We start from the raw sequence: 20,488 nt of genomic DNA on the forward strand, positions 1-20,488 counted from the left end.
TGTCGTGCATACCAGCGGTCATAGGCCCTGTCTGTCGCGCCCGAAGGCGGCGGCGTGAGCGTGAACGTTTCAAAAAACATAGCACGCTTTATGACGATAGCGAGGAGGCCGCGCCAAATTCGTAAAAATCCGCCTTCAAAACTTAGCGAGCGGGATCACATCCAGTCCGGCAGCGAATCCAGTCCGATCAGGTCTTCATAACTGCCGCGCGGGCGGATGACATGATAGCGGTCGCCATCGACCAGCACTTCCGGCACCAGAAGACGGGTATTGTATGTGCCCGCCTGCACCGCGCCATAGGCCCCGGCTGTCGAAACCGCCAGAAGATCGCCCGGTTCCGGCCGGCCCATTTCACGCGAGAGCGCCAGATAATCGCCGGTCTCGCAGACCGGGCCGACGACATCGGCCGTCATCCGCTCAGCTTTCGGGTTTGGCACCACAGGACGGATTTCGTGATGGGCTTCATAAAGTGTCGGGCGAATGAGATCGTTCATCGCACCGTCGACGATCACGAAGCTTTTGGCTTCCGCATCCTTCACATACAGCACTTCGGTGACGAAAATACCGGCATTGCCGGCAATCATCCGGCCCGGCTCGGCGACAATCCGGCAATCGAGACCGGCCAGTTCGTCGCGGATGATCGCGGCATAGGCGGTCGGTTCCGGCGGCGGATCATTGTCGAAATGATAGGGAATGCCGAGACCGCCGCCGACATCGACATGATCGATCGCGTGCCCCTGTTCCCTGAGTTTCAGAACCAGCGCCTTCATCAGCCGAAAGGCATCGCGGAAAGGCACAAGCTCGGTGATCTGGCTGCCGATATGCATGTCGATCCCGGTCACACGAATGCCGGGCAGTTCTGCCGCGCGGGCATAAACAGCCTCGGCACGGGTAAAGGCGATGCCGAACTTGTTTTCCTTCTTGCCGGTCGAAATCTTCGCATGGGTTTTCGCATCCACATCCGGATTGATGCGGAAGGACACCGGCGCGATCATACCCTTCGCCACGGCGCGGGCATTGAGAACCTCAAGCTCCGGTTCGGATTCGACATTGAAGCAGTAGATGCCCGTTTCCAGCGCAAAATCGATCTCGCGCACGGTCTTGCCGACACCGGAAAACACGATTTTTTGCGGGTTCACGCCGGCGGCCAGCGCCCGGCGCAATTCGCCTTCCGAAACGACATCCATGCCGGCGCCGAGACCGGCCAGCATTTTCAGGATCGCCTGGTTGGAATTGGCCTTGACCGCATAGCAGACCAGCGCATCCGAACCGGCAAAGGCTTCGGCAAAGACCTTGTAGTGGCGCGAAAAGGTTGCCGTGGAATAGCAATAGAACGGCGTTCCCACGGCTTCGGCAATCGCCGGAATGGAAACACCCTCGGCATAAAGCACGCCGTCGCGATACTCGAAATGGTTCACGAAAAAAGACCTGGCCTAGTTGATGAGGGAATCGAGAAAGAAGGTATCGGGCTCGCCAGTGGCAGTGGACGCCGGTTCGCTGATGGCGGCGTCCGGCCCGTTATTGATGACATTGTTGCCGGAGCCGTCGAAGACAACCGGTTTGTCGTTCGGCGCGATCTGGATGGCCGGCGTGTTTGCATCACGCGCCTCGCGCTCGGCCTGCTGGGGCGTTGCCGGGGGCACTTCCAGCGGGCCACGACGCCCACAGGCCGTCAGCGCCAGCGCACTTACCAATAATGCCGCAACGGCAATCCTGTCTTTTCTCATGGCGTGTTCCACCGCAAGCCTTTTCAAAACCCGATCTTCTCCCTGATAGCCGATCAGGGAGAACTTGTGCACCCTCAAACGCGCAGGAAATCAAACGTGATCGCGCCACCAGGAAATCTGCCTGCGCACTTCGTCCGGCGCCGTGCCGCCAAAGCTCTTGCGGCTTGCAACAGAGGCCTCGACCGTCAGCACGTCGAAAATCCCTTCGGTGATCGCCGGATTGATCGCCTGAAGCTCTTCCAGCGTCAGGCCTGCAAGGTCGCAGCCCTTCTTCTCGGCAAGGGCAACCGCATGGCCGGTGGCGTGATGGGCATCGCGGAAGGGAAGCCCCGCCTCGCGCACCAGCCAGTCGGCAAGATCCGTTGCGGTGGAAAAACCGGAACCGGCAGCCGCCTTCATGGAGACGGCATTGACGGTCAGGTCGCCGACCATGCCGGTCATGGCGGCGATTGCAAGTTCGAGGCTCTTTGCCGCGTCGAAGACCTGTTCCTTGTCTTCCTGCATATCCTTCGAATAGGCGAGCGGCAGGCCCTTCATCACCGTCAGAAGCGCGATCAGCGCGCCATTGACGCGGCCGGTCTTGGCGCGCACCAGTTCGGCGGCATCCGGGTTCTTCTTCTGCGGCATGATCGAGGAGCCGGTGGAAAAGCTGTCGGAAAGCCGGACGAAATTGAACTGCGGCGTCGACCAGATGACGATTTCCTCAGCCAGACGCGAGAGATGTGTGGCGCAGATCGAGGCTGTCGACAAGAACTCCAGCGCAAAATCGCGGTCGGAAACCGTATCGATGGAATTGCGCGTCGGTCCGCGGGCAAAGCCGAGTGCGGCGGCCGTCATGTGGCGGTCAATGGCAAAGCCGGTGCCTGCCAGCGCGGCAGCCCCCAGCGGGCTTTCGTCCAGATGCTCGATGGCGTGGCGCACGCGCTTGCGGTCGCGGCCAAACATTTCGACATAGGCGAGGCAATGATGGCCGAAGGTGACCGGCTGGGCGGTCTGCAGATGGGTAAAGCCCGGCATCACCGTTTCGGCATGTTCTTCGGCGCGCTCCAGGAACACGCCGATCAGGCGCGTCAGGGCCGCTTCCGTTTTCGTCAGTTCCTTCTTCACCCACAGGCGAAAATCAAGCGCCACCTGGTCGTTGCGCGAGCGCGCCGTGTGCAGGCGGCCGGCCGCAGCGCCGATCAGCTCGCGCAGGCGCGATTCGATATTCATGTGAATATCTTCAAGCTGGCGCGAGAAGGTGAAGCCGCCCTCTTCGATCTCACGACGAATTGTTGTCAGCCCTTCCAGAATTGAGGCCTTGTCCTCTTCCGAAATGATGCCTTTTTCGGCAAGCATGGTCGCATGTGCGATCGAACCGTCGATATCCTCGTTATAGAGAGCCTTGTCGAAATCGATGGAGGCATTTATCTCCTCCATGATCGCATCGGGACCGGAGGCGAAACGCCCGCCCCACATTGTGTTCGAGGTGCTGTTGTCGGAAGCCATGACGTGCCTATCTGGAGAGTGACATGACGAAGAAGAGCCGCAAGAGCCCCATCTCCGCCAGACTTGTTCTTATCGCGCTTGTTGCCGGGCTTATCGCCGGCGCTGTGGCGGTATACGTGAAAAATACCTTTTCTGGCAATGGCGCGAACGAACTGGCCACAGCCGGCGAATGCGAAATGGCGGTCGAGACCGCGGCCGCGCTGAAACCGCTGGCAAAAGGCGAGGTCGCCGCCTTCATTCCCGCCGACAAGCCACGCCCGATGCCAAACCTTGCCTTTCGCAGCGATGACGGCGAAACATCGCTCGCCGCCTTCAAGGGCAGAACTGTGCTGATGAACCTGTGGGCGACATGGTGTGTGCCCTGCCGCGAGGAAATGCCGGCGCTCGATGAACTCGAAGCGACAATGGGGAACGAGAATTTCGAGGTCGTCGCCGTCAATATCGACACCGGCTCCGATGAAAAGCCGAAGAAATTCCTCGACGAAATCGGTATTTCGTCGCTGGCCTACTATCGTGACGAAACCATGGGCGTGTTCAACACGCTGAAAAAGGACGGCCTCGCCTTCGGTCTGCCCTCCACCGTCCTTATCGACGAAAACGGCTGCCTGCTCGGCTCCATGAACGGCCCCGCCGAATGGGCAAGCGACGACGCGAAAGCACTCGTGGGCGCGGCATACGAGCCTTAAACCGCAACATCGGCCATTTTCGGAATTTTCTTGAAAGGAATGGCTAGGGACATGGATTCTCAGTGAAGTCCGATCGAAATCCAAAGCGTTGAAATAAAATGATTAAAATGAGCATCAACCTGCTGTTCTACAGCTTGATGCAACATAAATGCGGTGCAGGCTTCGACCGTTGCCCGCTTACGCCACTTGAGAACTGTTTTCGGATTGATCTCGTAAGTTCGGCTCAACGCCGCGGCCGAAGCATGCGATCGCTTTATTGCAGCTCGGACTATGTGCGTGGTCGTGGCGCTGCCGTGACGTATCTGCCCCATAGCGCTTCCTTCTACTCCAGGGAAAATATCGCACTATCAAACCCTGGGATCAAACATCTAGCTGTCATAAGGTGTCGCTGGACCTTCATTGACCACCCTTTCAGCCGCTGCATAGGCAGCAATGCGCGGTAATCTGTCGCCCGCAAGCCCGCCGGTAGCGAGCATCAAACCAAAGGCCATTACACCTGCAGTAGCTTCGGTTCTGTTTCCCGATATGATGCCGTGCGTCAGCAAAGATGTGCCAATACCCAGAAATATGACTGATACGATCCCGCAAGCAAAATACATGACGCTCGAGAGCCTTCTGTCTCTCTTGTGGTGTCTGTTTTTAAGAGAAAACCAATCGCCGTCGAGTTCCACAAGGTCACCGCCGCGCTTGAAATCCGCGCAAAGAAGCATCGGATTGAGTCCATGTTGCATCAAAGCATCGATTACGTTGACCGGGGCCGGACGCCTATAAACCTCCTTGAACCAGACCTGCTTTTCGCCGACCAAGAGCGAACCATAAGCTCTGTGAAACGTCTTTTCCTTCTCAAAATCGGTTTTTCGAGATTTCTTCCTGTTCGCGGATATCCACGCCACAATACCCAATAGGGCAAGGCCAATTCCAAAGAGCTGGACGAAGAGGGAGAAAGTCTCGGCGCTTAACTTAATTGCTTCCCTCAATGGCGTCCCGTACCAAAAGGCGACCAGGGTTGGCCATGATGGTCCTGCGACCAAAACGGTCCCGGCGCCGAGCAGTGCGCGAGGCATGCGGTCGCTGCGGAGATACTCAAAAATCGGCTTCCTGAACCTACCGATTACGGCAAAAATTGCGTTCAATTTCATAGAGGCACTCCTTTTCAAGGCGTATCGCCAATAGACGTTAGTGGACAGATTTAGAAAATGAGTCAGAAGGGCACTCAACAACCGTTGATCATCGCGGTGATGGCATTCATTCAGGCAGCCTGCCGAGCCGGAAGACCGAAACCCGGTGCATGTTCAGCGCCCGGTTGCCTTGCGCTGCCGCCAGACCGGCGGAACATCGCCGGCCATGATGCAGCCATAGGGATCGATATAGTCCTCAATCTCCGCAAGACCGTAGGACCTGATCTGGGACACAACGTTTTCGGCGCTCTTGTAGCCGGACGGCAGTTCGGAAATGTCGATTCCGCCGGCTTGGAAGCGAATGTCCAAGCCTTCCGTTTCCGCATCCAGCATGGCTTCCGGCGTCGCGCCGTTTGAGCGGCGTCGATGCTCGGAACGGGAAAAGTTGCGTCCCGCGCCATGCGGGCTGAAGCCAAGGCCCGTTTCCGCATCCCTGCCGCGCACCACCAGCACCGGCTCGGACATGTTGAGCGGGATGAGGGTCAGTCCCGTCGCATCGCTTGCATAATCGTTCCAGGCCGGGGTCGCGCCCTTGCCGTGATAGAAAAGGTCGCCGCGCCTGAAGACGAAATTGTGCTCGTTCCAGAAACGCGCGCCAACGTCCTCCACCCCGGCCATCTCGACGGTGGCCTGATGGATGGCGTTGTGGTTGGCCTTTGTCCATTTGCGGATCAACTGCAAGGCCTCCCAATAGTCCTTTCCTTCCTCTGTGTCAGCCGGTATCCAGGCATTCTGCTTCAGGGTCTGCGGCGAAAGCTTCCTGCGGAAACGCTCCGCCGCCGCCATGCCAAGCTTGTAGAGAACAGCGCCCGGGCCGCGCGAACCATGATGGGTTACCATTGCCGTTCGCCCGGTTTTGCGTGAACGGCCCACAAACAGGAAGTGGTTGCCGTCTCCCTGCGTTCCCATATGCTCCTGCGCCATGCGCAAGGCTTTGGGATTGTTCAGAAACGGGTTTTCCCGAAAGGCATCCAGCAGATCAAGCGAAACGGTGAAGTGCTGACCCTGCGGGCGACCGCCCGGGCCAAAATGCGTCACGGATTGCGCGGCATCCAGCACGGTTTTCTGATCTGCATGACCCAGATCGGTCATCATCACCGAGCAGCAGATGTCGGCTGAATGCATGCCCGGATGAATTGCATTGCGCGCAGCCGCCACGCCGCCAACCGGTATCGTGCCGACCGGTCCGGCGGGACAGGCATCGGGCATGACCGCGCCGGCAACGATCGTCGGCGTGCGCATCAGCTCGACCATGGTTTCACGAACCCTGGAGAGATTGTCCTCCTCATCGGTATGAACAACCTGAATGTTTTCGTGAAATGCCAGTTCGCCCGGCGCGCGCAGCTTCAGATGAACGACTTTCTCGCCTTCCAGCGCCTCGCGGATCCTCTCCGCTGACAAACCTTCAGCCTGCATGGCATTGGCGCGTTCAATCAGCTTCGGAAACTGCTTGCCCGGCTCGTGCCCCCATTGTTTCAGGTGGTTTCCGGTGATGGTCTCAATTGCGTTTTCTTCCGTCATCGTCTTTTCCTCGGCATGAGGGAGCATGGGGGACAAGGTTTTGCAAGACATCTTTTTTTCCGCCACCGGGGTGTCCCGGGCTGGAGTTGAACCAGCACAGCATGGTTGCCCATGCCACTCCGAAGAGTGCGTCTACCTGTAGTCCTGCGGGTATTCCCCGCTTTCCGTCCTGTTTCATTCCGAAAAGCCCGTTACGGGCTTCGTGATTTGCGGGGATTTCAGGCCCCTTTGAAAGGAGGTTCCGGCGACAAAAGTGAAGAAACGTTGGGAGGGCCGCCCCGCGCAGGCTTTTGGCTTGCGCGTTTGCCGTCTGGGCGCTGGCGCGAGGGGAGTCGAACCCGTTCACCCTTTTCCCGATTTTGGAGCCATGTAGTTCTTTCAGCATTCGCCGGGATATTCCTTTCAAGTCTTCAGGTGGAGGACAATTGATTGCGAGACGTTGCCTGATTCGAACAGGCTGATACCCAATGTAGTCCCACAGGCATTCCTCCTGTGTCGTTTCGCCTTCCATGGTAAAACCGCGGCGACAAGTGTGTCGTGAAACATATTTGCTCTGCTCTACCCACTGAGCTACGTGGCCAAGACCACGGCGGGACTCGAACCCGCGACCTGGGCATTACGGATGATGTAGTTCCACTGGCATTCGCCGCGCCGTATCTCCTTGAGTGCGAATTGCGGTTTTTCGTTTTCATGTCCCGGCGACAAAAGTGAAGAAACGTCGGGAGGCCGCCCCGCGCACGCTTTTGGCTTGCGCGTTTGCCGTATGGGCGCTGGCCTGGAGGGGAGTTGAACCCGCACACCTTCCCGTATTGTGCCATGTAGTTCCTTCGGCATTCGCCAGGATATTCCTTTCGGTTCTCTTGTCTCAAAATTCAGCCGCGACGGTGTCCTGCGATCGTTTGGACGACGGGGCGGTCTCGCCCCGGCGCGACTCTACCCGCGCATCTCCGAAGGGTTCCGGTCAGGTCTGGCGGACAAGATGTCCATGAGATCGTGTGCAACAGGACAGGATGTAGTCCCATGTGCATTCCGCCAGACCTGTTTTCAAACCTCGATCTTTTTGATCTGTTCCACCCAGTGCTCCGGGCCGTTCTGGCCGGTGGCAAAGGCGGCGATCTGATCGAAGACCGCGTCGGAAAATCCGCCGATGTTCAAGACATCCTCACGGCTTTTCATCTGCGTCGTGCCGTAAGGCGCGATGTCGATGCACACCAGCCGTGCCTTCGGATTGCGCCGTTTCAGGGCAGCCCATTCCTGAGCCATGGCCGTCGTGCGCCCGCCGTCTCCTGCATCCATCCAGGACTGGTTGTCCGAGACGAATACGACGAGATCCGGCGCCTTCCTGCGCGCGTTCAGCCACTTCAGCGGTGCGGAGCAGTTTGTTCCGCCGCCGCCGAGCGCGGCCAGACGTCCGGCATTGGTCAGGATCGTGTCGCGCGGCTCCAGACGTGTTTCCCGCACGTCGAAGTCGAACGGCAGAACCTGGCAGCGCCGGTTTGTCCGCAGGAACGCAGCCGCCACCAGAGCGGCAACATCCACATGGCGCACGGTCGAGGTCGCGCCGGGGCGATATCCCGTCACCGAACCGGTCATCGAGCCCGACACGTCAGGGCATACGACAACCGAACCGTCGATCTTCGGCACGTTCTGCACCGCGATTTCCATCGCGTCATGCAGCGCGTCCACGATTTCGCACGGCGCCTTGCCGATCACGTTGTGCGCCGCCACCATCAGCTGGTAGGGAAACGCACGCGCCCGGGCGATCGCCTGCCGGTTGGCAAGCAGCGCGGCCACATGGTCCACATTGACCTGATCGTTGAAAACGCCGTGGCGCTCAAACGTGTTCAGGTTCTGTCGCACCATCTGCCACGAGCTCTTGCGGGCGATTTCAGCCCATTGCCCGGTCGTAAGATCAAGCTGCGTCAACATCTGGAACGGCACATCCGGCACTTTGCCTTCGCCCGTTTCCTTGAAGGTCAACCATGCGCGAACGGCTTCCGGCAGGAGCGCCACATCGCACGGGCGACCGATGATCCAGGCAAACAGGGCTTCGCGTTCGCGGCTGACAGGCTTCGGGTGAACCATCTTCAGCACATCGGCCAGCGATGGGTTATTGCCGATATTGGCCTGCAGCAATGCGTGGTCCGAAGCGCCATTGAGCCAGTTCTGCACCATGCTCTTGGGCGCCGACCCCAGTGATTTGCGCCCGGTCTGGCCGGAACGAACCACCTGAACGAAATTGCGCAGCATCTTGCCATTGTCCACCACGCGGCCAAAGGCAGCGCGGAAGAGCGCCGGATCACGGCGCGCCAGAACCGCCAACAACACGGCCGGCATGTCCTTCATGTGCCCCTTCTTGCGGGCGTAGATCGCTGTCTGTGCCAGAAAATCGGGGGCGATGCGCTCGGCAACGTCGAGCACCTTGTCCAGTTCGGCCTGTGCATCCTGATAGAAGAGACCGCCGAAAGTGCCTGTAACGGCCAGCTGTGCCAGTGCGTGTTCATCTTCATAGGCATAGGCCTTTGCGCCTTGCATATTGGTGGCCGTTGCCTTCGGGAGCAGCTTTCCTGCGATTGTCGCAAACACGGATTTGTTCGCCATTTGCTTCGTCCTTCCGTTTTGATGACCGAGTTTTGTCACGACGGACGCGCCAAAAAAAGAAAAAAGCGGAAATTACATAACTAACTGAATATAAATAATAATATCTAATTTCTCGGGTTTTGACTTTCTTGATTCATATAAATTATTATAGCATTATATCAAATCGGATACGACCATGAAGAATGTTGTCATCGGCTTCCTCGGAACGCAGCTCGATATGGGCAAGAAACGGCGGTGGCGGCCCACCGTCAGCCTGGTGGAGCACGCCGATTTCCCGGTCGAGCGGCTGGAAATCCTCTACGACATGAATTTCAATCGTCTGGCCCAGCAGGTGAAGCGCTCCATCGAGGAAGTTTCGCCGCACACCGAGGTCATGCTGCGCAATCTGGACCTGAAGAACCCCTGGGATTTCCAGGAAGTGTACGGAAAGCTCTTCGATTTCGCCCGCGCCTATGGGTTTGATGAACATCGCGAACGTTATCATGTGCATCTCACCACGGGCTCTCACGTGGCGCAGATCTGCTGGTTTCTGCTTACCGAAAGCCGCCATGTGCCGGCGCGCCTGCTCCAGACCGGCCCGCCGCGGGAGGATGACGCTCGGCCAAAGCTCGACATTATCGACCTCGATCTCAGCCGCTACAACGCGCTACAACAACGTTTCGACAAGCTGGCCCGCGAATATGGCGACCAGTTGAAGGGCGGCATCGAAACCCGCAACGACACATACAATGCCCTGATCGACCGGATCGAACTGGTGGCGGGCAATTCCGACGAACCGATCCTGCTTCTTGGCGAAACCGGCACGGGCAAGAGCGAGCTGGCCGAGCGTATCTACAATCTGAAGCTCGACCGCCGGCGCGTCAAAGGCAGGCTCGTGCATGTGAATTGCGCAACGCTGAACGGAGGCGATGCCGTCGCCATGCTGTTCGGCCAGCAGCGCGGCTATACCGGACAGGCCGGTTCGGAGCGTCGCGGCCTGTTGCGCGAGGCCGATGGCGGCATCCTGTTTCTCGATGAGGTCGACGAGCTGGGCCTGAGCGAACAGTCTATCATCCTGCATGCCATCGAAACGGGGCGTTTCTATCCGCTGGGCTCGGACCACGAGGTCTCAAGCCGCTTCCAGATCATCGCGGGCGCCAATCGTGATTTGCGCACGCTTGCATCCCAGGGCCGTTTCCGGCCCGATCTGCTGTCGCGTCTCAATATGTGGCGCTTTGAGCTTCCGCCGCTGCGTGAGCGGCGCGAGGATATCGAGGCAAACCTGCTCCATGAACTGGCCCGCGCGGAAAAGGAACTGGGCAACCAGGTGGGTTTCAATGCGGACGCCCGCAACAGATATCTGAAATTCGCAACCAGTCCGGCAACGCAATGGCCGGGAAATTTTCGTGATTTTCGCGGTTCCGTGCGCCGCCTGTGCATTCTTTCGCCACGCGGGCGCATTACCAAAGCGATGGTGGAAACGGAAATCGAAAACCTTCAGCGCGACTGGAACAGCGCAAGCGCCGACAGCGATTTACAACTCGTGGAGGCGCTGCTGGGAGAGAAGGCGGGCGAGATCGACCCGTTCGACATGGTGCAACTGGCTCTGGTCATCCGCACCTGCCGCCAATCCTCAAGTCTCAGTCAGGCAGGGCGCGCGCTCTACGCAAAGTCCCGCGACAAACGGCGCGTCCAGAACGATGCCGACCGTTTGCGCAAATACCTGTCGAAATTCGGCCTCGACTGGAGCATGACTGCAAGCGCTGAAACCACATAAGGCATTTCAAACGTCACTTCTGCCGAAGAAAATGGCGGCTCCGCGCGAAGGATGCCCGGCTTCGTGTCCCATCCGTCACCAGGATTGTTTCAGCGTGACATGGTGACGGACCCGAAAACGGGCAAGCGGCCGATGCCGTCAAGAGGCGCAAGACTTCATCAAGAAAACTTGCAGTTTGTGCCTGTCGGTCAACCGGTTGCAGACGACAAGCCCGAAATATTCAGATCGGATCGGGGATCGCAACGCACACCCATTGATTGCACTGGCGTTTTGAAGGAAACTGGTATCAGGTACGAAGAGGTTTATCTCCATACTTGCGAATCTTTCATCGAGATCCGCTCCAGCGTCGGACGATACCTGACCTTTTACAATTGCCTCCATCGGCATTCACCGCTCTACGGGCAGGAACAGGATGAGACATAATTCTACGCACGGCTGCAATATCAGCGGCAGCATAAATGAAACCGACAACCACTTATCCGCCTGTTTAAACAATCCGAGCCGCTTCACATGACCGTCCAGCAACCCAATTTCGCCAATCTTGGCGCCTAGCTCAGCCAAAGCGTCAACGTATCATCCTGTAGTTTTCCCGCATTCATAGGATCTTCCGGTGTTTAAAAAAATTCGGTCCTTCTTCGAGCCTTCCCAGAAACAATTGCGGGATGTCCGCGAGGCTCCGGGCAATCTCACTGAAGTCGACAAAGCCGCGATCATTGAGGACATGCGTCACGCCAATGCGCTTGAACCGGGGCTTGGCTATGATCTGGCGCGTTATGTGGTGCTGGGCGCGCCGGAAACGGCGCTCTTGCGTTTGAAGTCGCACGTCCAGGCAAACAAAGAAGCGGTCTTTCAGGCACTGAATGTGCTTCCTTACTCCCCGTATAGTTCGAACCCATCTTCTGCCGAAGCGCGAAAAAACGAAGCCGCCTGGAAAGCGCGGGCCTTGCCGCGTGCGCATTTGCTCGTTCTTGCCGAAGGTTGGGATGCGCCTGCCATGCAACGTTTTGCGCACGTGCTTTATGAAGTCGTGCCCAATCGAAGTTGGGGTTATGGCTACTACGAAATAGCAGGTCTGGTGGATTGGCTGAGTGTCTATCTGCGTGAGAGCCACTCCTTCATTCTCTCCGCTGACGTAAGCGAACTTCTCTCGCCCGACAATGAGCGTACCCGAAATCCAGTTGAGAACTTCGGCTCGTCCACCCAATCGATAGAGCGACTGGCGGAGCTTTTTGCCATGACCGGCGCATCGCGGGATCAGCTCTACCAGTTGCTCTATCCGAATGGCGAACTGCGCTACAGCGGGAGAACCGACTGGCAGTACCTGAACGATCTGAATGATTTCATGCTTGCAGAACCGCAGCATTTTGACGCCGCGCTCGACTGGCTGGACGCCAAGGCACGACAGGATATGTTGCGCCTGGCGCTCGAACGCGATTTGTTGAGCGATGAAAAGGCCGGACCGGCCTATCGCGAAATCGCATTCCGTGCCGCCGGCGATGGTTCCCGCAAAGTGAGCACGTCCGCAATCGCCCTGCTACGCAGTGGCGGCGTCGAGCCGCTCAAGCCTCTTATTGAAACCGCTTTGGGCGCGAAGGCAGCGGCAGACCGCAAGCCTGCGATCATGATCCTTTGCGCATTCGGCGACCCGGAATCGCTGCGTATCCTGCGTGAACATGCACCAAACGAAACCGCGAAGGCATTGAAGAAGGAAATCGAAGCGGCGCTTGTCCTGGACGAAACGCTTGCTGTCGCCACTCCTGACACTGCCGGCGCGACGCGCCCGGAAGACGGGCCTGAAGGCTATTACACCTATGACGGTCGGCTGATCCCGACTGAACCACCTCAACCGCGGGACGAGACTCTGGTGGCCGAGGAGGTTCGGGCCGAACTGGCCGATTTGATTGCCGCCACAACCGCACAGGCGAAAATCGACCACGCCGAATGGGTCGAGCGGTCGGAGCGCGACGACATAAAGAAAGAGCCATTCGATGCCCCCTTCCCCGCCGGAGCCGCCGACAAGATGATGGCGCTTCTTCGGGATGAGCCCCTCGACCAAGAGGCGCGCCGAAAGGCTGCATCTCTTTTCACCTACCCTGTCCGTTGGGTATATCGCAAGGCAAGAGAGCAGTATGACGCGGGTATCAAACGGATTTTAGCGCGACCCGACGTGACGCTGGAGACCCTTACACGAATAGTCCTGGCCGCCGATCGGAATTGGGGCTTTTATTCTGATTTCATCGGATCCGCATTCCACGAAAGGGACAATTTATCACACGCTACCCTTGCCCGCGTGGACAGGCTGCGCAAGGGTGAAGACCTGCGCCGCGTTCTCGCTGAACTTCAACGGTGCGGCGTTGATATCGAAGAGCGCCTGCAAAAAGCTTTCGACGAGTATTATATGGGCGGCTCTTGGGATATTGCCAATGCTTCAGCGTGGATGGCACTGCTTCCCTATCTGGATGTCATCGAGAAGCAGTTTCATCGCGGCCGCGGCCAACGCTGTGAGGACAATGCCATTACAATGCTGTGGGTCTTTCCGGAACTGCCCGGCCGCTTCCTCAACCCGGTTCTGACCCGCGCTTATGAAGGCGATCGCTACATGAAAGCGGACTGCCGCGCTCTTCTCGCACCCGTCGACGGCATCACCCCGATCATTGCCCAGGGGTTGACGGACGGCAAAGCGAAAGCGCGTGGCGATGCCGCGCAGTGGCTGGCCGAACGCGGCAGTCAGGATGCTGTCGCGCCTTTGCTGGAGGCTGCGAAGAAGGAGAAGGATGTCGCGACGAAGGCGGCAATCCTGAAAGCGCTGACGCAGCTCGGCCAGGATGTTTCCCATTTCTTCTCGCGGGAGACATTGAAAGACGAGGCCGAAAAAGGGCTCGCAAAGACCAGGGCCGACTATTCGGACCTCTTCGACGCCGACAATCTGCCGGTTCTCCATTGGGAAAGCGGCGAACAGGTCGACGAGACGATTGTCAAATGGTGGTTCGCACGCGCGCACAAGCTGAAAGCGCCCGGCGGCGATCCGCTGCTCAGAATGGCGTTGGAGAAGCTGAAACGTAAAGACGCCGAAACCCTTGGCCAGACAATCTTCAACGCCTGGATTGCTTTCGATACGGTGCACTTCTCCAGCGAGGAGGCCGATGCCGAGGCGGCCGCGAATGCAGCACAGGTCGCGAACTGGCGGAAGAAATACAACCCTGACTTCACGGAAGCCATGGCCTATGCCGAAATCCGGCGGGAGGTTCTGGCGCGCCTGCCGAACTCGGCGCAGCCGCATCGCGGACTTCTGGCGCTTTGCGCCTTCATGCCGGCGGCGGAGATGGCGCGCGTGGGACGCCGCTATCTCAAGGATTATGGCAAGCGCGCGCCGCAAAGCCGGGCCATTCTCGAAGCCATGGCCGCCAATCCCCAGCCGGTCGTCATTCAGGCGCTTCTTGATGTCTCCAAGCGCCACAAGCAGCCGGGCGGGCGCAGGCTTGCCGGCGAACTTGTCGACCGGATCGCGGAGGAAAACGACTGGACACGTGAGGAGATGGCGGACCGCGTGGTACCGACCGCAGGGGTTGACGACGCCGGTCTTCTCGATCTTTCCATCGGCGAGAAGGCCTATGCGGCCCGCCTTGTCGAGGATGAGAAACTGACGCTCAAACTGCAATTGCTCAACCCGCAAGGCAAGCCGGTCAGTTCCCTGCCGATGATCAAGCCCGATCCGGACGCCCCTCCCGCAGCGGAAGGCGAAGAGGACGAGGCGACCCAGGCCAAGGCCGCCAGGAAGCTTCTGTCGGACGCGCGCAAGGAGCTGAAACAGACCGTCGAAAACCAGAAAGCGCGTCTTTTTGAAGCGATGTGCACCGAGCGGCGCTGGACGCGCGACGACTTCGAGTCTTTCGTACTCGGTCATCCGATCATGAACCGCCTCGCCCAGCACCTTGTTTTCGAGGGCCGCGATGCGAAAGGCGAAATCCTGTGCCTGTTCCGCCCGATGGACGATGGCACGCTGACGGATGTCGAAGACGACGCCGTTCAACTCGACACGGTCAACCAGGTTTCCATCGCCCATCGCATGACAGCAGGCGAAGATGCGGCAAGCGCCTGGAGCGAGCATTTCCGCGACTACGAGATTGCGCCGCTTTTCGATCAGTTTTCCCGCAATGTGGAGATCGCCGACGGCAAGGCAACGGAAATAAAGGACCGCGAAGGCTGGCTGATCTCGCTTTCGGCCCTGCGATCGACCGCCGACAAGCTTGGCTGGCGGCGCGGATCTGTCGAAGATGGCGGTGTTTTTTCCAGCTATGAGCGTCACTTTCCGGGCGCAAAACTCGCCGCGGTGGTGAATTTTACCGGCGATCCCGTTGGCGATGCCATTGCTCTGACAAGCCTGACGGCGCTCGAAAATCTCAATTTCGTGCGCATGCGGGGCAATGAGGCTCTCGCCTACTCCAAGCCGCTTCCCCTGAATTCACTGCCAAAGGTGATGCTTGCCGAAGCGATTGGCGATTATCACGCAATGGCGGCGGCCGGGATCGGGTATGACCCTGAATGGCAGAAGAAGACGTGGTGCTGACGATGGATGAAAACGCCGAGGACGCTGTGCTGCGTCAACCCGCCGAAACCCTCCATCGCGAGGAGCTGGAGCGTCTCGCGGAGGCTGATAGCGGCCCGCGTCCCCCCGGTTGGCGTCTTTCGCCAAAGGCCGTCCGCCGTTTCGTGCTCGGCGACGAAGCGCTCGGCATCGCGCGCAAGTTTTACGGCGATGACGCGCTGGTCGAGCGGGCTATCGTTTCACTGATGGGCGAACAGGGACTGATGCTCGTCGGTGAGCCCGGAACAGCCAAGTCCATGCTGGGCGAACTCTTTTCCGCCGCGATTTCGGGGGCTTCCGATCTTTTGATTCAAGGCTCGGCCTCCACGTCCGAAGATACGATCCGCTACGGCTGGAACTATGCTCTCCTGATCGCTGAAGGGCCCAGTCGCCGCGCGCTCGTTCCCTCACCCGTGATGCAGGCAATGGAGGCCGGGCAGATCGTGCGCGTCGAGGAAATTACCCGTTGTCCGCCGGAAATTCAGGACGGGCTGATATCCATCCTTTCGGAAAAGACCATTGCGATTGCCGAACTGGGACGGCAAACGGCGGTGCGCGCGGCCCCCGGCTTCAACGTCATTGGCACAGCCAACCTGCGTGACCGTGGCGTCAATGAAATGTCGAGCGCCATCAAACGCCGGTTCAATTTCGAAACCGTGCTGCCGATCGCCGATCGCGGCTTCGAGCGCGAGCTGATCGGGCAGCGCGTCGCGGCCCGGTTGGTCGGTCAGGGCGTCGAACCTCGCCTGTCGGATGACGTTCTTGACGTGCTGGTCGCCGTCTTCTCGGATCTGCGCTCGGGCAAGACGGCGGAAGGCGTTGCCCTGGACAAGCCAACGGCGGTCATGTCGACGGCCGAGGCCGTCAATGTTGCGCATTCGGCAAGCCTTGAAGCCGCCTATCTGTCGGACGGGCAGGTGACCGGCGCGCATATGGCGCGGCAGATGGCCGGCGTTGTCCTGAAGGACGACGAGGCTGATATTCGCAAATTCCAGTCTTATGTCGATCATGTCGTCAAGGATCGGGCCCGGTCCAGCAAGGCGTGGCGCGAGTTTTACGAGATCGCGCACACCATCGGACGACAGGGCGAACGACAGGGCGGGAGCCGGTGAGCCAGGCGCCATCAAGTCAGGAAACAGACGCCGCATCCGGCAGGCAGGAGAATGCCGATGAACTGCGACAGCGGCTGCAGGCGTATGGAGAACGGCTCGTTGCCGGCGTCGACGGGGTCTTTCATTTTCCGATCCGACACCACAGCCCGGCCTGCGCGCTTCATCTGAAATACGCACTTGAAGAGTTAAAGCCCGCGGCTATCGTCGTCGAAATGCCTGCCGACTTCGAACCTCTGGTGCCGCTTCTTCTACACCCGGAGACGGAACCGCCGGCAGCCATTGTGTCGGTCATGGATCGTGACAGTCAGGACCGGTTTACACCGGCAGTCGTCGGCTACTGGCCGATTTCGGCCAGCGCGCCGGAATGGGTGGCGCTGAAGGCTGCCGCCGAGACTGGCGCGACGCTGCATCTTGCCGACCTGCCAAGCGGCACACGGCTTGCCAGTCAGGGCGATGCGGAGGAAGACAACGGAGAAACGCCGCGCCTTGCGCCACGGGTTCTCGCCGACGATCAGTCGATAACCTATTCGGACTACGCCCGGGGCCTTGTTCGAAGGATCGGGGCGCGGGATTACAATGAAGTCTGGGATCGGCTTTTCGAGGCGCGGTTGGGCGATGGAGACTGGCGCTCCTTCTTCGCCGATGTCGGCCGGGACTGCCTGCTCTGCCGCGAAACGACATCTGCGCGCCAGATCGTCGAAGACGGCACTATTGCGCGCGAAAAAATGATGCGAAGCGTTCTTGCCAAGGCAAAGGAAAAGGCAGGCGAACGCCCGGTTGCGGCGATCTTCGGCGGCTTTCACACACCGGCGCTTGTCGATCCGTCGCAACGCTCAAAAACAACGGATGACACGCTCCGGACAAAGACGAAGAGCGCCGCCCGCTCCTATGTCGTGCGCTATACCGAGGCCGCCCTGGACCGGCTGAACGGCTATGCCAGCGGCATGCCGAGCCCACGCCATTACGCACGGCTGTTCACCATGGCCGAGGGGGATGGTCTTTCCTCGAAAGACGTTGCCTCGCGCCTTGCCGTGGAAACCTTCCTGGACCTGTCGGAGGCTCTGCGCCGCAAGGAAACGGCATTGCCGCCGGCCTTGCCAAGCCTGAGGGAAGCGGTCCGCCACGCCGAGGCCCTGGCGACGCTCCGCGACCTGCCGGGGCCGGGACGTTTCGAGATACTGGATGCGGCGCGCTCCTGTCTTCTGAAAGACGAGGATCTCATCTATGGCTCGCCCGTCCTGGAAACGCTTCACGAACTGATGACGGGTTCCGGCGTTGGAACGGTTCCCAAAGAAGCCGGAGCGCCGCCGCTTCTTGCCGCCGCGCGAAAACGGGCCGAGGCGCTGCGCTTCACAATCGAAGACCCTTCGGTGAGAACACGCGAGCTCGATATTCATCGAAAGCCGCGCCACCGCGCAGCCAGCCGGTTTGCCCATGCCATGGCGCTTCTTTCAACAGGCTTTGCAACGCTGAAGCGGGGACCGGATTTTTCGGCGGCCAACGGCATGAAACCCATACTCTTCGAGGTCTGGTCCTATGCGTGGCTGCCCTCTGTGGAGGCACGGCTGGCAGCACTTGCCGCGACCGGAGATACACTGGAGGCGGCCTGCGTTTTTGTGCTGCGCGATGCCATAACCTCGCTTGAGGATACCGGACGCGGCGATGATTCCGAAGCGGCGGTGTTCCTCCTTGGCGATGCGGCCAAGGCCGGGGTTCTGTCGCATGCTGCGGATATTGTTCCGCATCTGACCAGAGCGTTGACCAAAGATGCAGAATTTTCCCGGCTGGTGCGCACGCTCACCCGCCTTGAAGGCCTGTGGCGCGGCCGCCGGGTGCTTGGCCTGGAGCGAACCGCGGCTCTCGGTCCGCTGCTTGAAACCGCCTATCGCCGCGCCCTTGATCTCATCCCGATGCTTGCCGAGGCCGGCGAGGATGCCATGGCTTCAAACAGCCGGGCGCTCGCCGATCTCTACCACCTCACCGAACGGTTTACCATTGACGCACGGACGGAAGGACCTTCGGCAGGTGAAAACAAGTCCGGCGCTTTGGCCGCTCCCCGCCTGGATCCGGTTGTTCTGGAGGAAAGACTTCGCGCTCTGGCCGCTGCCGTGCCGGGCGGGCCGCTTTCCGGCGTCCTGGCCGCGATCGGTTATCTTTCGGGCTGGCGCTCGGAGCGCGATGTCGCCGATGCGATCCGTCAGGGCTTCGATGCGACCACCCTTTCCCCGGATGAACGCTGCGGTCCGTTTGCCGGCGCGCTGGCCGTCTCGTCGGTCCTGCTGCGCCGGTCGGAAGAGGTTCTGGCCGTGGTCGACGATTTCCTGGCCCGATCCAGTGAAGACGCGTTTGTTTCAATTCTCCCGGCGCTGCGCAAGACATTGAGCGTGCTGAACCCGGATGAAGTCGATGCGCTCGCCGAACAGATCGCGACATTGAAGTCGTCGTCCAGCCCGCTCGATCTTGAGATGAACGGTCTCGACGAACGGGAGCTGCTCGGCAATATCGAACGCGCGAATGCGCTCACGAAGCTGATGGAAGCACGCGGCCTCGGCAATTGGGTCCATGCCGGAATTGAACCGGAGACAGGAAAATGACCGAAAGACCGGATGACACACAGCATAGCCTGCGCCGCTGGCGACTTGCCCTTGGCCGCTTCTCGGAAAATCAACTGAGCACCTGCATGGGCGGCGGGGCATGCCTTACCGGCAGCGACGCGCGGATGGATCACGCCCTCGATCACGTCTATGGCCGTGCATATCGTCAGCGGGGGTTGACGCTTGACCTTGAAAGCGGCCGCAGCCGTGGCAAAAAGCGTTCGGCGGGCCTCGAGCCGACACAGATGACGCTACCGGAATGGCTTGGCGAAATGCGTGATATTTTTCCGCAATCCGTCCGTGAAGATGTTCAGGGCCACGCATTGGAGGCGTTCGGCATGACCGAACTTCTCGAGGACGCACAGGCTCTTGAAGAGATCGAGCCAAAACCGGAGCTTCTGGCAGCGATGCTCTCCTTGAAAAACCGTGCCGATCCTGCGGCGGCAACGCTTCTGCGGGCGATTGCCCGGCGTGTCGTCGAGGATCTTTTGAAGCGTCTCAGGACGAAAACCCTTCCGGCGCTGACCGGTGCGCGGGCACGCGCCTCGACAACGTCCCGCAAGGGTTCGGTGCGCGATATTGCCTGGGACAGAACCATTCGGGCCAATCTGAAAAATTACGACCCCGAACGGAAGAAGCTGATCGTCGACAAGGTGCGCTTTTACGAGCGCCGCAGACGCACCATGCCTTGGGACATTGTGTTGTGCGTCGATCAATCTGGCTCCATGGCGCCTTCGTTGATCCACGCTGCCGTGATGGCGACAATCTTTGCCAGCCTGCCCGGCGTGACGGTTCGTTTCGTTGCCTTCGACACCTCGATCGTCGACCTGTCGGATCAGGTGGGGGATCCGGTCGAATTGCTTCTGGCCGTGCAGCTCGGCGGCGGGACCAATATTGGCAATGCCGTTACCTATTGTGAAAACCGGCTGATCAAGGTGCCGGCCCGCACGCTTTTCATTCTTGTCAGCGACTTTTACGAAGGTGCAGCGCCGGGACCGCTGCTTGCCGCCATACGCCGCATGGCCGGGGCCCGAACGCGGCTTCTGGGTGTTGCAGCGCTTGATGAAACCGGGCGGGCGGACTTTGACCGCAACATGGCCGAACGTCTGGCCGATGCCGGCATGCCGGTTTCCGCATTAACGCCCGACCGTCTGGCCGACTGGGTATCCGAGACAATGCGATGACTGACATTGCCCACCGCCCCTCATCGATACGCGCACGCCTCACCCTGTTCGACGAC

At 59.6% G+C, this 20,488-nt stretch carries 13 protein-coding genes; 6 read left to right on the forward strand and 7 right to left on the reverse strand.

Annotation, left to right across the window (positions count from 1 at the left end; genetic code table 11):
* Window positions 1–155 precede the first annotated feature (155 nt).
* From lysA to argH, 3 genes are all read right to left on the reverse strand, one after another.
* Window positions 156–1,418, reverse strand: a complete 1,263-nt coding sequence (gene lysA / locus ABID12_RS16990) for a diaminopimelate decarboxylase (protein WP_354435287.1) — start codon at window positions 1,416–1,418, stop codon at window positions 156–158.
* 15 nt (window positions 1,419–1,433) lie between these two features.
* On the reverse strand, window positions 1,434–1,727 hold the full coding sequence (gene lptM, locus ABID12_RS16995) for an LPS translocon maturation chaperone LptM (RefSeq protein ID WP_354435288.1): 294 nt from the start codon (window positions 1,725–1,727) through the stop codon (window positions 1,434–1,436).
* Window positions 1,728–1,817: 90 nt separating this feature from the next.
* A complete protein-coding gene (argH, locus tag ABID12_RS17000) occupies window positions 1,818–3,215 on the reverse strand; it encodes an argininosuccinate lyase (RefSeq protein ID WP_354435290.1) in 1,398 nt (465 codons plus the stop codon).
* Between the two features lie 23 nt (window positions 3,216–3,238).
* Between argH and tlpA the strand changes: the two genes are divergently transcribed.
* Entirely contained in the window at window positions 3,239–3,901 is a 663-nt protein-coding gene (gene tlpA / locus ABID12_RS17005) for a thiol:disulfide interchange protein TlpA (protein WP_354435291.1), read from the forward strand.
* Between the two features lie 59 nt (window positions 3,902–3,960).
* Here the strand turns inward: tlpA and ABID12_RS20875 are convergent, their stop codons facing one another.
* The 4 genes from ABID12_RS20875 to ABID12_RS17025 all read right to left on the reverse strand — a co-directional run bounded on the left by ABID12_RS20875 (window position 3,961) and on the right by ABID12_RS17025 (window position 9,201).
* Window positions 3,961–4,212 (reverse strand): hypothetical protein, encoded by a 252-nt coding sequence (locus ABID12_RS20875; RefSeq protein WP_435528251.1) that lies wholly within the window; start codon window positions 4,210–4,212, stop codon window positions 3,961–3,963.
* Window positions 4,213–4,269: 57 nt separating this feature from the next.
* A complete protein-coding gene (locus ABID12_RS17015; protein ID WP_354435293.1) occupies window positions 4,270–5,040 on the reverse strand; it encodes a hypothetical protein in 771 nt (256 codons plus the stop codon).
* A gap of 153 nt (window positions 5,041–5,193) precedes the next feature.
* On the reverse strand, window positions 5,194–6,600 hold the full coding sequence (locus ABID12_RS17020) for an RtcB family protein (RefSeq protein ID WP_354435294.1): 1,407 nt from the start codon (window positions 6,598–6,600) through the stop codon (window positions 5,194–5,196).
* Window positions 6,601–7,644: 1,044 nt separating this feature from the next.
* Window positions 7,645–9,201: a vWA domain-containing protein gene (locus ABID12_RS17025; RefSeq protein ID WP_354435296.1), complete on the reverse strand. Its 1,557-nt coding sequence runs from the start codon at window positions 9,199–9,201 to the stop codon at window positions 7,645–7,647.
* Window positions 9,202–9,376: 175 nt separating this feature from the next.
* Here ABID12_RS17025 and rtcR point away from each other — a divergent pair, with 175 nt between their 5' ends.
* The 5 genes from rtcR to ABID12_RS17050 all read left to right on the forward strand — a co-directional run bounded on the left by rtcR (window position 9,377) and on the right by ABID12_RS17050 (window position 20,432).
* On the forward strand, window positions 9,377–10,957 hold the full coding sequence (gene rtcR, locus ABID12_RS17030; protein ID WP_354435298.1) for an RNA repair transcriptional activator RtcR: 1,581 nt from the start codon (window positions 9,377–9,379) through the stop codon (window positions 10,955–10,957).
* 610 nt (window positions 10,958–11,567) lie between these two features.
* Window positions 11,568–15,524 carry a DUF4132 domain-containing protein gene (locus ABID12_RS17035; protein WP_354435300.1) on the forward strand — a complete coding sequence of 1,319 codons (3,957 nt, stop codon included), beginning with the start codon at window positions 11,568–11,570 and terminating at the stop codon, window positions 15,522–15,524.
* Entirely contained in the window at window positions 15,500–16,654 is a 1,155-nt protein-coding gene (locus ABID12_RS17040) for an ATP-binding protein (protein ID WP_354435302.1), read from the forward strand. The genes ABID12_RS17035 and ABID12_RS17040 overlap by 25 nt, the downstream gene beginning before the upstream one ends.
* Window positions 16,651–19,248 carry a DUF5682 family protein gene (locus ABID12_RS17045; protein WP_354435303.1) on the forward strand — a complete coding sequence of 866 codons (2,598 nt, stop codon included), beginning with the start codon at window positions 16,651–16,653 and terminating at the stop codon, window positions 19,246–19,248. The genes ABID12_RS17040 and ABID12_RS17045 overlap by 4 nt, the downstream gene beginning before the upstream one ends.
* The gene (locus ABID12_RS17050) at window positions 19,245–20,432 is read left to right on the forward strand and encodes a VWA domain-containing protein (RefSeq protein ID WP_354435305.1); all 1,188 of its coding nucleotides are present in this window, start codon (window positions 19,245–19,247) and stop codon (window positions 20,430–20,432) included. The genes ABID12_RS17045 and ABID12_RS17050 overlap by 4 nt, the downstream gene beginning before the upstream one ends.
* Window positions 20,433–20,488: the final 56 nt, after the last annotated feature.

The organism is Martelella mangrovi (assembly GCF_040545495.1).
GTDB classification, from domain to species: Bacteria; Pseudomonadota; Alphaproteobacteria; order Rhizobiales; family Rhizobiaceae; genus Martelella; species Martelella mangrovi.

Bases quoted from the DNA above. Each gene is read 5' to 3' on its own strand.
- lptM (WP_354435288.1), bottom strand. From the start codon at position 1,727: ATGAGAAAAGACAGGATTGCCGTTGCGGCATTATTGGTAAGTGCGCTG.
- argH (WP_354435290.1), bottom strand. From the start codon at position 3,215: ATGGCTTCCGACAACAGCACCTCGAACACAATGTGGGGCGGGCGTTTC.
- tlpA (WP_354435291.1), top strand. From the start codon at position 3,239: ATGACGAAGAAGAGCCGCAAGAGCCCCATCTCCGCCAGACTTGTTCTT.
- ABID12_RS20875 (WP_435528251.1), bottom strand. From the start codon at position 4,212: ATGGGGCAGATACGTCACGGCAGCGCCACGACCACGCACATAGTCCGA.
- ABID12_RS17015 (WP_354435293.1), bottom strand. From the start codon at position 5,040: ATGAAATTGAACGCAATTTTTGCCGTAATCGGTAGGTTCAGGAAGCCG.
- ABID12_RS17020 (WP_354435294.1), bottom strand. From the start codon at position 6,600: ATGACGGAAGAAAACGCAATTGAGACCATCACCGGAAACCACCTGAAA.
- ABID12_RS17025 (WP_354435296.1), bottom strand. From the start codon at position 9,201: ATGGCGAACAAATCCGTGTTTGCGACAATCGCAGGAAAGCTGCTCCCG.
- rtcR (WP_354435298.1), top strand. From the start codon at position 9,377: ATGAAGAATGTTGTCATCGGCTTCCTCGGAACGCAGCTCGATATGGGC.
- ABID12_RS17040 (WP_354435302.1), top strand. From the start codon at position 15,500: ATGGCAGAAGAAGACGTGGTGCTGACGATGGATGAAAACGCCGAGGAC.
- ABID12_RS17050 (WP_354435305.1), top strand. From the start codon at position 19,245: ATGACCGAAAGACCGGATGACACACAGCATAGCCTGCGCCGCTGGCGA.